This is a genomic window from Desulfoluna sp. (assembly GCF_030145185.1).
In the GTDB taxonomy this organism is placed as follows: domain Bacteria; phylum Desulfobacterota; class Desulfobacteria; order Desulfobacterales; family Desulfolunaceae; genus Desulfoluna.
Genome location: NZ_JAQYWB010000043.1, coordinates 17,274 through 31,040 on the forward strand (window position 1 = coordinate 17,274; position 13,767 = coordinate 31,040).

Here is a 13,767-nt window from a genome sequence, read left to right on the forward strand (position 1 = left end):
GCGGCGCTTTTTTTATATTTTTTTTCCGGCAAGGCGTCGGCTTGGCGTATACTGAGTGAAGAACACATGGCCTTCTCCTTATCCCTCAGGATCTTTTTTCCCGCTCCCCCTTATTATTCGAGGTGCCTCCATGATCAAACACGTCAAACTTCTTCTCTTCGATATCGGTGGTGTGTTTATCCAGCTGTCCGGTGTCGAACAGATGCTCGCCTGGACCCAGGGGCTTCATTCCGAAGAGGAACTCTGGAATCTCTGGCTTCACTCCCACGCCGTCAAGGCGTTTGAGACCGGCCGCATCGCACCCCATGATTTTGCCCGGACCTTTATCCAGGAATTTTCTCTGCCCGTGGATACCCCGACCTTCCTCACCGCCTTTGCCTCCTGGACCACCCTCCCCTACCCGGGATTTCACGAGGTCATGACGGCGATCAACGGGACCTATCTAACCGCCTCGCTCTCCAACACCAATGAGCTCCACTGGCACCATCTCTGTTCCCAGGTCAAAATAGACCGCCTCTTTCACCACAACTTTCCCTCCCATAAGCTTGGGCTCATGAAACCCGACACCGCCTCTTTTTCCCATGTACTCGATACGCTGGGAGTGTCTGCCGATGAAACCCTCTTTTTCGATGACACCCCCGTCAACATCACCGCCGCACGCTCCCTGGGAATACACGCCCACCAAGTCTGCGGTGTGGATCACCTGCAACAGACCCTCAAGGAGCTCGACATCCTGTGACCCCTCAACAACGCCAGGAACTGAAACAGCATATCCATACCGAACTGCGTCACTTATCCGAAGAACTCCACGCCACGGAAGAGACGTCCAGCCCAACGGTGACTCCAGACAATGCCATCGGACGCATCTCCCGCGTTGAAGCCATGCAGGCGCGCCATATTGGCGATGCCTCCGCCCGTGCACGGAAAGAACGCATCGTCCGGCTTGAACAGGCCCTTAAAGATGTGGATGATGAAGACTACGGCCTCTGCGTCGCCTGTGAAGAACCCATCCCCCTCGCCCGCCTCCGGCTCATCCCCGAAGCCACCCTCTGCGTGGCCTGCGCCGCCTCTCTGGAAAGCTGACGGGCATGGGGTAAATTTTATGGTAACTATTCAGCTTATGCCTCCGGCGGCCCTGCCGGGCTAAACTTTCGAAAAGTTTAACAAACAGGTCTTAAAAAATTCTTCTTGAATGAATTTTGTTTTAAAGGCAGATATGATTTGACCCGAGGAATCCACCTACGCCCATGTCTATGCGTCACCATTCGACCAACGTCAATGGGCTACGGCGCGACAAGCGAGGGGTAAAGCACATCCGCAAGCAGCTTTCAAGGAGTCAAAGTCACTTAGGCAAAAACACCTTGAAAGCAGGTTTGCGAATGCGCATCGGGTGTCGTAGCTCCGGGCTGAAATGCGTCCGCATTCGCGTGGAGTGCAAGGGGACGCACTATGCGTCGCAAATTCGTGTGCTGTAGATGGGTACAATTCAACGCATCTGTTGAGTTTAACCGGAATAACTCCGCCGGAGGCATAAGCTGAAGAGTGACCAAGGTAATTTACTTCATCACCTTTCATGCGCAGGTCTTTGATCCGAATTATGACGTGTTGGTCCCTGCGGTGAATGTTTCACGTGAAACACCCCCCCCATCCGTCCCCCAACGGCTCATCGCTTTAAAAAACGCCCTCAAACAATCTATTTACCTCAATAAATAAGTTACTTAAAAAGAAAACCGCCAAAATCGAACGATCTTGGCGGTTTTAATATTATGACTCGCGTTTGCGAGTTTATGTAAATTTTAAACGTTTTATAGCTTTATGGTCAGTTGGATTTTTTCAGGTGCAAACCCACCCACCCTTTGCTTGATTTTTCGTCCTTCAAGACGAAAGAACTTGAGTAAACGGCTTTCACTCTCTCCTCTTCCCCCTCTTTAATCCCGGAAAGAATCAGGTCCCCTCCCGTATCCACCCACGAGGTTATCGTTCCCTTTAAAGAGACCAGGGTGGGGTACCGAAGGTTGGCCGTCACCATCTGATAGAGTGTGACGGAACAAAACCCATCGGCATGGTAAACCGTCAGGCGATGAGAAAAATCATTGAAAAGAGCGTTCTCGCGAGCATCGTGCATGGCAATGGGATCGATCTCCGTGGCATCCACATGGTCGCACCCAAGCTTGAGTGCCAGCAAAGAGAGAACCCCGGTTCCGGTGCCAAGGTCCAGGGCCTGTTGCCAGCGGATTCCGTTCTGGCTGGCCGCAACCATCAGCCCAGCACAGAGCCGGGTGGTGGGGTGGGTCCCATTACCAAAACTAATCCCCTCCTTCATGGAGATACAATGGGTTCCATCCCTTAAGCCGGGAAGATGGGGAGGGGCCAGGACCACCCCGGAGACCAGGGGGTAGTAGCAATTTAACGAAGGGACCACCACCGTACGCCCGAGTTGCTGGCGGTAAGTGAGAAGATTGTTTTCCACGCATCGGGTGAGGCTTGCCTTGGCCGAACGCCGATTCACCCCCTGGGATGCCATCATCACAGAGAGAAGGTCGGTGGGGGTCAGAGACTGCGTTCTCTGATGCACATGGTCAACCATGAGCGCATCAACACGTGACGTCGCCATAACGGGTATGTCTCCCTATAAGACCCCTGGGTTCAGGCCTGAGATAAAGGTCCTTCTTGGGTGCAGGATGCGTGGGCGGCTTTAATCGAAGGTGAGGGTTCTGCCCTCTTTTTCCAGCAACGCATCGTACCAGTGAACAAACTCAAAGGAAGCGCGCACACTGTCGGTGTTGTTCATCACCCCCATGGCCAGCTCCATCGCCGTTTGACTGTACTGGTTGGAGGGATCCTCGGGACCTGCCTGAGCGAGAAATTCACGGATCAGTTGATCCACCGTCCGCTCGGACCCGTCCACACGGATATCCAGGGGATCTTTGGGATCCCCGAATGGATTCCAGAGATCATACCCCTGTTTCTGGATCATCCTCTGCCCGCGTTTCCCCATGGCATCGAAAATGGCCTTCTTCTTGGCCGCGATCTCATCGTCACTAAACTCATTGTGGGTCATGCCGACGGTGCTCATTCCGTCACCTCTACCCCTAAAAACTCGTTGTTAAAATCGGTGATCAGAACCATGGAGAGAGGCATCAGCAGGGTCTCCATTTTAGTAAACCGCGAATCGATATGACGAACCAATTCCTTGGAAATAGCATAAAGACGGTTGTAGACCAGATCCATATTCAAGGTGGGATAGGCCTTGCCCTCATTAAAACCGGAAAGCCCGCAGGTGTGGCCTTTCCCGGCGGCCGAGGTAGGAATGCCGTAAACCCGGCAGGCAATGGGGCGATATTCGTACATCAGGCAGCGTCCCTCCTCACCTAAGAGCGGGCAGCGGACCCGAAGCTTCGAGATGCTGTCGATGATGGCACTGTCGTCCTCACCGGCCTCATGCCGTTTGTAGGCCTCTTTTTTTAACTTGGCCAGGGTTCGGTCCGCCTTGCTGGCGCGTTCGGTGATCTCATAACGCACTTTACCGGTAAAGAGTTCATCGAACTTGCTCTTGAGGTAGAGTGCCTCCACAAAGGTGAGGTCAAACAAGGCGTGGCAGCAATCATCGCACCCCGGCTTGCAGGCCACCTCATCCTTGAATTCTGAACTGACCTGGGTAAAAATCTGCCCCACCTGGCCGACCAACGCTTCATAACGAGAAAATGAGTGTGTAAAATCCATACCGTCTCCATCTATTTCATTCACCCACACCGGTTGGTCAGTCGGGACGTCAATGGCTCCGACAAAAGACCACAAACCATCGGCATGGGAAGGCTTGTTTCACGTGAAACACCCGGGCCCCCTCACAGGAAGACCGGATTATTTTCCAATGCAAAAATTGCTGAATATCTCATCCAGGATATCCACGGGAACTTCTTCTCCCAAGATCTCTCCCATCAGATCCATGGCCGAACGGATATCGATACTGATGGCATCAAAAGAGAGCTGAGAATCTATACCCTCTACAGCATTTTCTACATTATTTAAAGCCTTTCTTACCAGGGCAACCTGCCGTCTGTTGGGCACAAGGGCGCTGCGGTCCTCGGGAAGACGCTCAAGAATCCGGGACACGACAGCCGCCTTGACAGCCTCCATTCCCTCACCGGTCTTCACCGAGACTGTCAGGTGCGCAAGTCCCTCCTCTGAAAGAAGGTCAACCGCTCCCCCAGGGGTCAAATCGGCCTTATTCACCAGAACCATGCATTGCCGTGTGGCGACATACATACGGATCTGATTGAGCACCGGCGCCTCCAGCCCCAAGGAGCCATCCACCAGATAAAGAATCAAATCCGAGGCCTCAATGCGGCTCAAGGTACGCTCGATCCCAATTTTTTCCACAGGATCCTCTGTCACGCGAAGCCCTGCCGTATCGGTCACTTGAAAGGCGATGCCATCAATGTGGATAAACTCATCAATCAAATCACGGGTGGTTCCGGGCACGTTGGTGACAATGGCCCGATCCTGACCCGAGAGTCGGTTCAGGAGGCTCGACTTTCCAGAGTTCGGGGGTCCGGCAATGACCACACGGATGCCATTTCGGAAAATATCGGAGTCGTCGAAATTGCCAATCAGGGACTCAAGGGTCTGAATCACCACGCCCCCTAAAGTCTCTCGAATGGCCTCGGCCTGAATCGCCTCATCCACATCGTCGGGAAAATCAAGGATCGCTTCGAGGGTCACGGTGATCCCCTTGAGGGTCTCTCGAAGGGCCCCGATTTTTTGTCCCAACTCCCCTTTCACCATAGAGATGGCCATCTCATGGGAGGTGGTCGTGCGGGCGTTGATCAAATCGATCACCGCCTCGGCCTGGGACAGGTTGATGCGCCCATTGAGATAAGCCCGCTTCGTAAACTCTCCAGGCTCGGCAAGACGTACCCCCTCATCAAGAAGACAGTCAAGGATCTGACGCATCACCACAGGGCTGGCATGGGATTGAATTTCAACACAGTCTTCCGCCGTGTAAGATTTGGGCCCCTTCATGTAAAAGAGAATCACCTCATCGAGGACCTCCACCTTTGCATCGACAAAGGTTCCATAATACACCCGATGACTCTTCGGGCGCTTGATCCCGGAAACCGAGCGAAAAAAGGTCATAGCGACCTCAACGGCTTTCTCCCCGGACACCCGGATGATGCCAATCCCCCCACGCCCTACAGGCGTGGCAATGGCTGCGATGGTATCAAAATCCAAATAGCTCATAGCTCTTTTCTTATCATTTTGTAACGATTCAGCGTATGCCCCGGGGGCTCTGCCGGGGGCAAAATGCATTCGCAATCTGCTTTCAAGGTGAGTGAACCTAAGTGGCTTCGCCACCCTTGCCGCCGGAGGCTTTTTTGGGGTCTGATTTTTTTAAGAGCTGAATGGTTACGTCATTTTTTCTATAATGGCTGGAACGAAAAAGAGGACCTGCCCCCGAATCCAATGCCCCTGAAGTCTGTCTTAAACTACCACGTCACCCGAACAGGGACCATAAAAAAAGCCTGTTCGATACGGGAACGCTCGAACAGGCTTCAAAAAAATACAGATCAGTTTATCTATCTGTTTTTATTTCTTATATTCTTACTTCTCTTCGGAAAAATAACCAATCGGCGATAATACCCCTCTCCCATGGATTGGGTCCGTACCCCGCGGTCATCTTTCAGGGTCAGGTGGATAATACGGCGATCATGGGAGGACATATGGCCAATGGTATGAGGTTTCCCCGTTTTCTTGACCTTCTCCGCCATCCGCTGGGCATGCTGGCGCAATTTGTCCTTACGCATCTCCAGGTAGCCTTCGATATCCACCTGAACCCGCACACGCTCCATGCTGTGCTTGTTGATAATTTTATCCAGAAGGTACTGGATCGCTTCAAGGGTTTGCCCCTTTTTACCGATCATCACAGCCGCGTTTCCGCCTGTGACATTGTAGGTGAGGATGTCCCCTTGAACCTGATAGGAAATTTCAGACTCTTCTGAGATAAAGGAGGCGATCTCCTTAAGGATTTCCACGCCGGCATCTGCGGCGGTCAGGCCTTTAAAGAACCCCTCTTCAAAAATCCGTTCGGTGTACTCAAAGGTTCGATCTTCCCCTTGAAAACCTTCGACGTCAGACGCAGACGCATCCCTCTCCTGGGGAGCCGGAGTACCAAAGGCCTCATCCACGAGGCTCTTGGCCACGGGTCGCTGTTTGGCCCCACTTTTTTTAACGGGACCCACTGAGATCTTGGCTTTTTTGGACCCAAAGAGACCGAAGAGCCCGGTGCTTCCCTTGGAAACAACGGTATAATCCAGATCCTCTCTCGGGATATCGAGTTCCTTTAAGGCAGCCTCAATAGCTTTCTCTACGGTTCTGCCTTCAAATTCTCTAAGCGAATTCATACACTCCTCCAGAGTTTACGAGAGTTTCTTGGTAATATAATACTGCTGAGAAATCGATAGAACGTTGTTCACAAGCCAGTATAATACCAATCCAGATGAAAAGTTGACGAAAATGACTGTCATCACAAGAGGCATCATCATCATCATCTTGGCCTGGGTGGGGTCTCCGGTCGAGGGAGACATCTTCTGCTGAAGAAACATGGTGGCCCCCATCAAAAGGGTCATCACAGGAATCCCGGTCGGAGCCACCATCATGGGAATGGAAAACCCAAAATCAAAGAGCCGGTCCGGAGCCGACAGGTCCGTAATCCAGCCGAAAAATGGGGCGTGGCGCAATTCGACGGCTGAGTAAAGCATGCGGTAGAGCGCAAAAAAGATGGGCATCTGAACCACCAGGGGCAAACAACCGCTCATGGGGTTGACCTTGTAGGTCTTGTAAAGCGCCATCACTTCCTGGTTCATCCGCGCCTTGTCACCCGCATATTTTTCACGAAGCTGGGTCATGATAGGCTGAAGCTTTTTCATCTCATGCATCGAGGTATAGCTCTTATTGCCCAGGGGCCAGAAAATCAGCTTGATGAGAACAGTGAGCAAGATGATGGCGATCCCATAGTTGGCCACCACATGGTCATGAATAAAATTCATCAGGCCGAGACAGGGTTTGGCAATGATATCGAACCAGCCGAAGTTCACCGCCTTGTGAATGGATGAATCGAGTTTTTTCAGCATGGAGTAGCTCTTGGGAGCCGCCAGAATATTCACGGCATAACTCTTCTCCATGCCCGGCTGAATCACGCCGGTGGGCAGATTCAAAGCCGCTGTGATCACACCATTGTTGTCCGCCAGAAACATGGATGCCCCGGTGACCCCTTCAGGAATAACCGCCGTCAGAAAATAACGACTCTGCTGGGCCACCCACTCCACGGCACCGGAGTAAAGGTTTTTGTCTTTGATCTTTTTAACCTTCACGTTTTCCAGATGACCATCCACATAACCACTGGGCCCCTCGAACCCGTAGGCTCGACCCCCGGCCACAGTAGAATACAGGCCAAAGGCCAGGGCATCGTCCAGAGCCAGGGTGCTCCCGTTGCGCAATGTCACTCGCGAGGAGATGGCATACGTATCAACGGAAAAGAGGAAGGTACGAATCACCTCAACGCCGGAGGCGCTCACCCAGCGATAGGTCAGAGAGGCTCCGCTCTCCCCCACAACCACATGCTGCCTGTCCGCCTCGAAGAGGGCATTTTCCACTCCCACCACGCTGTTTTTCGCCAGGGACAGTGTGAAGGTCCGGTCCACGAGGTCAGGAATCACATTTTTAAAGGCCTCACCGTCTAAGGTCTCTTTGAATTTTTTCAGTTCGAATCGTTTCACCGAAGCCCCGCGGTTGGTGAATTCGATGCGGTAAAGAGGGGAGTCGACCACGGTGATGTTCTCAGCCACGACCTCTACGGGCTTGATATCGACAACCGGCGTCGCCACCACGCTGGGTTGGACCACGGACTGTTCCAGTTGAGGCTCTAAAGGGGCCTTTGTGGCTTTCTGGGGAGGAAAAAGAAAATTCCACCCTGCAAACACAATGATGGAAAGAATAATTGCTGCAAAAAGTCTGACCTGTTCCATACGTTCTCCGTTGTTCATCTACTTAAAGATAGTGCCTTGTTCATGGCCGATGGTCCGTCCCTACCCCTTATAAGGTGCAACGACACCGGGTCGATTGCCGGGCTCTGGAATCTTCTGGACGGATGGGTTGATGGCCTCGAAAAAAAGACACGCTTGGGTCGTGAGACAACACGCTGACGTCCAATGGGACGGATCCGTCAAAGGTTGTTGGGGACACCATGGCCTGTCACTTTTGACAAACACATCATCACTTTTAATCGTTGTTCTTGTCCCGCAAAAAAAAGGGACGGCTGCACAGACCCTAAGGTAGACACGCAAAAATTCTGTCGTGCGCATCTGTGATTACGGGGGTCTACGGGTCAGGAGGTGGGTGCTGAAACTCTGATGAAAGGCGCTGTCGCTAGGGAACCGGGTCAAATCCTCCGGGATGAAACGGGTGACACTTAAGAATGCGTTTCACCGCCAACCAGGACCCTTTCAGAATTCCATACCGTTCATAGGCTTCAATGGCGTATGCCGAACATGTGGGATAAAAACGGCATCGGGGACCCGTCAAAGGAGAGATCAAATACTGATAGGCCTTTATCAGACCGATAAAAACCTGTTTAGGACGCAGTACTTGCTTTAATTTTTTGAAAAATATGCTCAAGGGATAAAAAGGTCTCTTTATTGCTGAGTTGAGCCACAGTACGCTTGGCAATAAGCTGGATATCCCGATTCTCAAAAAACTGCCGACCGTTTTTCCGAAAATATTCACGTACGATCCGTTTGATGCGGTTACGCGTGACAGCACCCCCAACCTTTTTTGATACAGTGATACCAATGCGGGACGTCTGTAAGTCATTTTCCAGGATATTGGCAACGAAATGACGGTTGTGGACGGTTGCCCCTTTCCGATAGAGATCCTGAAACTGATATCTTTTGAGAATTCTCATCTCTTTTGTAAAGGCGTTCGCTCGCAATACGACAGTATCCCTGTATCCTCATCCTCTCCGTGGTGCCTCGTTCCGGTGGATCATGGCGCGACCTGTAACGGCTCGCCGCCCGCCCAAACGAGGCCTCCGGAGCTACCCTTTAATGAAGGCATCATAAAAATTGAGCACGTATCAAGCGGAGAGGCGTTTTCTGCCCTTCGCACGACGGCGCTTAACAATACGACGTCCCCCGGGGGTGGACATACGATTCATGAATCCATGCTTTCTGGATCGCTTAAGGTTGCTTGGCTGAAAAGTTCTTTTCATTATGTGAATACCCCTATTTTACGTTTGATTTCACACTTTTGTGACGTTAAAATAAACCCGGTAACTTAATCATAAAATCCAACACGTGTCAACAGCCATATTTTACTTGAATTTTTCGGTGAGTTCAAACTCTTCCCGATGAAATCGACGGATCGGGTAAATTTCGATTTTCTTCCCCACCCTAAATTCAATGGCGCTGATCGTATTGGTCTCCTCTCGATGGAGATAATCGGCCATCCCTTCACTCACCTTGAGGGTAAAAATATCCCCCATCATATCCCGGGCGTGACGATAAATCTCCCTGTAAATTTTCTGGGAGATGGTGGTACGTGAAATGGTATAGCCATCCCCATGACAGATGGGACAGTCTTCGCAGAGCATCCGCGTCAAGGACCGCCTGACCCGTTTCCGGGTCATCTGCACCAAACCAATCTCACTCATGGGCAGAATATTTGTGCGGCATTTATCTTTCTTAAACGATTCTTTCAACACCTCAAAGACACGGTCCCGATTCTCCAGGTCCTCCATGTCAATAAAATCGAGAATGATGATACCGCCTAAATTCCGGAGACGCACCTGGGCGGAAATTTCTCGAATCGCCTCCAGGTTGGTCTTGGAGATGGTCTCCTCAAAATTATGTTTCCCCACATATCGTCCGGTGTTCACATCAATAGAGGTGAGGGCCTCGGTCTGTTCGATGACAATGTACCCGCCGCTTTTAAGCCACACCTTCTTTTTCAGGGCACGGGTAATGTCCCCTTCGAGGTTAAAGGCTTCAAAAATGGGCTCGGAGCGATCGTAATACTCCACCTTCACATTGAGCTCAGGCATGATCTTGCGAATAAAATTATTCACCGAATCATACCCGAATTTGTTGTCGATGGTCAGGCGGTCTGCCTCATGGGTCAATAAATCTCGAATCGCGCGAAAGGTCACGGTCAAATCTCGATGCAACCGGTAAGGCGCTGAAAAACTGCGGTACCTTTTTTTGATGTTCTCCCAGGAGTTCACCAAAAGATCCATTTCCCGCTTCAGCTGCACTTCGGCAATCCCCTCACCTGCCGTTCGAAAAATATAGCCATAGGGAATATCACGCTCTCCGCTGATGAGTTCCCGCAGACGATCTCTCTCCTCTTCCGTGGCGATCCGCTTGGAAATACCGATATGATCCACATTGGGCATCAAGACGAGATATCGGCCAGGAAGTGAAATATAGGTGGTAATCCGAGCCCCTTTGGTTCCAATGGGGGATTTCACCACCTGCACCATAATTTCCTGACCTTCACGCAAGAGTTCCTCAATGGGAATCTGACGACCGGTGTTGTCCGGAGCAAAGTCCTTATTGCTGTTTTCACTGATGGGGGGTTCATTTTCCCCGATATTCTGCTTTTTCTGAACGTCGTCTACATAGATAAAAGCCGCCTGGTTGAGACCAATATCGACAAAAGCAGCCTGCATGCCAGGAAGCACACGCTGCACACGCCCTTTGTATATATTGCCATTGATATTGGAATCGTCGCCTCGTTCCACAAAGAGCTCAACGATATTCCCATCTTCCAGGAGGGCCACACGGGTCTCCTGTTCCGTTACATTAACAACCAGTTCCTTGTACATATATAGTGACCACGATTCGGTTATCGGGTTAGCAGACGTCGTCAATCCGGCAGAGTTTTAACAGACCCAGGTGAGCAGAGGCATCTTCGGTCAGAGAAAAGATATGCTTCACGGCAAGATCAGGACGGATGACCACCCCATCAATCCCTTTCAGATCGATGGTCAATTGAGAGGGGGAGTGAAGCTCCACCCCTCGAACAAACAGCTTCAGATCGTACTCCTTTATATTTCCTTTTTTTCCTTTTTTTTCAATTATAAAATTATTTAATTCCATAAATTTACTTAATCTATCGGCATCAAAAAGATCAGATGATCCAGATACCTTATATCTAAATGCATTGTCTTTCAGATCTTTACACTTAAAATAAGGCTTAACATCGCAGATGTTAATTCCTTCTACGAGATGTCGATTCAGTTTATCTTTTATCTCATCAGGTGAAGCGTTTGATGGCACGGAGACCACAAACTGCTCATCGAGACTCTCCATCCCCAAAGGCATCGGATCGGAAAAGGTAATCTTGGGACGGGGGTTGAATCCATGGGACTTTTCAATGGTCAACCCGGCGCGACGAAAGGCCTTGGTGACAATATTTACCAGCTCCAAGTGTCCAAAAAAACGGGCATTGTCTGTTTTGGAGAACGAGATGCTGTATTTCACAAAAGAGGCCTCTGACTGGGGGAGCGCGGCCACGGGCCCTTCGTCTTCGGATCGGGAAAGCCGGATCACGGGCCGAATGGTTTCAAAATCACAGATGCCACAACCGGAACAATCTCCATACCGACAATCCGGGGTCAAGACGGCGGTCAGGGCCCGCGCTCTCTCTTTTTTAAGATAGGCCTTCGAAATGCCCGAGTCGATATGATCCCAGGCCAGGGGCTCATCCAGGCCGCGCTCACGCTGACACAGCCCTCCCCAATCCAGCCCCTCTTCGTCCACGGCCTCTTTCCAGAGGCCAAGGTTCATATACTCACTCCAGCCATCCAGACGGCACCCCTTCTCCCAGGCGCGGACTAGCAGCGTCCCTAAGCGGCGGTCTCCTCGAGACCAGATCCCCTCCAACCAGCTGATTTCCGTGCTCCCCCACTTGAGGTTCACCCCAGGCAGTCGCAGGTTCTCTTTCAGCCAGCTGATCTTCTCCCACGCCTCAGCCCGGGTGATCTGCCCCTCCCACTGAAAGACGGAGTGCGGCTTGGGAATAAAGGTGGAGATGCTCACATTGATGATATCTCGCTTCTTACGGGAAAACCCGCGGAGGGTCCTGACAAGATCGACGATGCCCTGAAGATCATCCTGAGTCTCTGTGGGCAGGCCAATCATGAAGTAGAGTTTGATGGTGGTCCAGCCCAGGGAAAAAGCATTTTTAACGGTTTTCAGAATATCGTCTTCGCTGATCCCTTTATTGATCACATCTCGGAGACGCTGGGTACCGGCTTCGGGGGCAATGGTAAACCCGGTCTTGCGGACATTTTTAATGGTCTCCATCAGCTCGGCTGTCAGACGTCCGGCTCGAATCGAGGGCAGAGACACCGCCACCTTCTCCCCGTCGGCACAGCATCCCGAGGTGATCCCCTGGATCAATTCGGGCAGCTGTTCATAATCCCCGGTACTTAAAGAGAGCAAAGAGATGTCACTGTACCCCGTGGTCACCAGGGATTCGGTGCTGATAGCCAGAAGATCCTCCACGCTGCGCTCCCGAACCGGGCGATAGATCATGCTCGCCTGACAGAATCGACAGCCTCGGGTACACCCCCGGGAGATCTCCAGCCGCAGTCGATCGTGCACGGGCTTTCCAAACGGAATCACCGGCTTCTCGGGAAAAGCGTCCCGGGTGAGATCTGAGACAATGGCCCGCTTGACGCGCGGCTTCTCCGGGTTTTTCGCCTTCACCACCGCCAGAGTGGTCTCTGTGCCGGGGAGTTCTTCGTAACTCACCTCAAAATGGGAGGGCACATACACCCCGTCGATCCGAGCAACCTCCGTGAGAAGCGCCTCTTTATCGGCCCCACTTTTCCGCCAGGCGATGATGACATCCGCCACCTCCGGCAAGGCCTCTTCCCCGTCCCCAATGATCAAAAAATCAAAGAAATCCGCCACCGGTTCGGGGTTGAAGGCACAAGGCCCCCCACCGATCACCAGGGGGTGAGAGGCATCCCTGTCTTGGGCCAGGAAGGGGATATCCGCCAGGTCCAGCATGGTCAGAATGCTGGTGTAATTGAGTTCATACAGAAGGCTGAATCCCACCACATGAAATTCGGAAAGGGGGGTTCGGGTCTCCAGGGAGAAGAGAGGTTGCTCCCTCTCTTTTAAAAGCACCTCCATATCTGGAGCCGGGGCAAAGACACGTTCGGCATAGATGTTTTCACGTTTATTAAGAAGGGCATAGAGAATCTGTATGCCGAAGTGAGAGGTCCCGATATCGTAGAGATCCGGGTAGGCCAGCACCATATGAAGGTCCATGGCTGACGGGTTTTTCACCACGCGGTTCACCTCGGTTCCCAGATACCGACTCGGTTGGTTGACCTCGGTGAGGATGCCTTGAATTGTTGTATTGTCCATGATACTATATTTTATAAACCTTTGAAATCGTAAGGAATTTTATTTGCACCACATTGTAAACATTTCATAATAGTACATATTTTTCAAAAACACCAAAGTTAAATACCTTGTTTTCCAGCCCACCTGAGCCCTCTTTTTCCTTCCTGTCTCTCCTTTCTTTTTCCGGTCAGAAGACCGATCTGTCCACAGAGGGAACCATGAAACGAAACGCCCACCCGCAGTGAACCTCTTGGCAGGGCCACCGGTCGTCATTGCCTGCCTCACATCGAGATGAAAAAATCCGCAACCTGATCTTTGCTGTTGTCCAGGCGGAGCCAGGGGACTACATTAT

The 13,767-nt window shown here is 51.6% G+C and carries 13 protein-coding genes; 2 read left to right on the forward strand and 11 right to left on the reverse strand.

Going from position 1 to position 13,767, the window contains the following annotated elements; translation table 11 throughout:
- The first annotated feature begins 130 nt into the window (after nucleotides 1-130).
- Nucleotides 131-739 carry an HAD family phosphatase gene (locus Q1Q75_RS14415; protein WP_300672037.1) on the forward strand — a complete coding sequence of 203 codons (609 nt, stop codon included), beginning with the start codon at nucleotides 131-133 and terminating at the stop codon, nucleotides 737-739.
- A complete protein-coding gene (locus Q1Q75_RS14420) occupies nucleotides 736-1,083 on the forward strand; it encodes a TraR/DksA family transcriptional regulator (protein ID WP_300672039.1) in 348 nt (115 codons plus the stop codon). The genes Q1Q75_RS14415 and Q1Q75_RS14420 overlap by 4 nt, the downstream gene beginning before the upstream one ends.
- A 736-nt stretch (nucleotides 1,084-1,819) precedes the next feature.
- Here the strand turns inward: Q1Q75_RS14420 and Q1Q75_RS14425 are convergent.
- From Q1Q75_RS14425 to Q1Q75_RS14475, 11 genes are all read right to left on the reverse strand, one after another.
- Complete coding sequence (locus Q1Q75_RS14425) at nucleotides 1,820-2,614, reverse strand: 50S ribosomal protein L11 methyltransferase (protein WP_300672040.1); 795 nt, start codon at nucleotides 2,612-2,614, stop codon at nucleotides 1,820-1,822.
- Between the two features lie 81 nt (nucleotides 2,615-2,695).
- Entirely contained in the window at nucleotides 2,696-3,076 is a 381-nt protein-coding gene (locus Q1Q75_RS14430) for a hypothetical protein (RefSeq protein ID WP_300672042.1), read from the reverse strand.
- Entirely contained in the window at nucleotides 3,073-3,723 is a 651-nt protein-coding gene (locus Q1Q75_RS14435; protein WP_300672044.1) for a YkgJ family cysteine cluster protein, read from the reverse strand. Before Q1Q75_RS14435 ends, Q1Q75_RS14430 begins: the two co-directional genes overlap by 4 nt.
- 138 nt (nucleotides 3,724-3,861) lie before the next feature.
- Nucleotides 3,862-5,241, reverse strand: a complete 1,380-nt coding sequence (mnmE, locus tag Q1Q75_RS14440; RefSeq protein ID WP_300672046.1) for a tRNA uridine-5-carboxymethylaminomethyl(34) synthesis GTPase MnmE — start codon at nucleotides 5,239-5,241, stop codon at nucleotides 3,862-3,864.
- Between the two features lie 335 nt (nucleotides 5,242-5,576).
- The gene (gene jag, locus Q1Q75_RS14445) at nucleotides 5,577-6,401 is read right to left on the reverse strand and encodes an RNA-binding cell elongation regulator Jag/EloR (RefSeq protein WP_300672047.1); all 825 of its coding nucleotides are present in this window, start codon (nucleotides 6,399-6,401) and stop codon (nucleotides 5,577-5,579) included.
- Between the two features lie 15 nt (nucleotides 6,402-6,416).
- Nucleotides 6,417-8,024, reverse strand: coding sequence for a membrane protein insertase YidC (gene yidC, locus Q1Q75_RS14450; RefSeq protein WP_300672048.1), 1,608 nt, complete (start codon nucleotides 8,022-8,024; stop codon nucleotides 6,417-6,419).
- Between the two features lie 400 nt (nucleotides 8,025-8,424).
- On the reverse strand, nucleotides 8,425-8,640 hold the full coding sequence (gene yidD / locus Q1Q75_RS14455) for a membrane protein insertion efficiency factor YidD (RefSeq protein ID WP_300672103.1): 216 nt from the start codon (nucleotides 8,638-8,640) through the stop codon (nucleotides 8,425-8,427).
- Nucleotides 8,630-8,959, reverse strand: a complete 330-nt coding sequence (rnpA, locus tag Q1Q75_RS14460; RefSeq protein WP_300672049.1) for a ribonuclease P protein component — start codon at nucleotides 8,957-8,959, stop codon at nucleotides 8,630-8,632. The genes yidD and rnpA overlap by 11 nt, the downstream gene beginning before the upstream one ends.
- Nucleotides 8,960-9,130: 171 nt before the next feature.
- Nucleotides 9,131-9,268, reverse strand: a complete 138-nt coding sequence (gene rpmH / locus Q1Q75_RS14465; RefSeq protein ID WP_366945222.1) for a 50S ribosomal protein L34 — start codon at nucleotides 9,266-9,268, stop codon at nucleotides 9,131-9,133.
- Between the two features lie 99 nt (nucleotides 9,269-9,367).
- Nucleotides 9,368-10,879 carry an Rne/Rng family ribonuclease gene (locus Q1Q75_RS14470; protein WP_300672053.1) on the reverse strand — a complete coding sequence of 504 codons (1,512 nt, stop codon included), beginning with the start codon at nucleotides 10,877-10,879 and terminating at the stop codon, nucleotides 9,368-9,370.
- Nucleotides 10,880-10,907: 28 nt separating this feature from the next.
- Nucleotides 10,908-13,436, reverse strand: a complete 2,529-nt coding sequence (locus Q1Q75_RS14475) for a TIGR03960 family B12-binding radical SAM protein (protein WP_300672055.1) — start codon at nucleotides 13,434-13,436, stop codon at nucleotides 10,908-10,910.
- Nucleotides 13,437-13,767 lie beyond the last annotated feature (331 nt).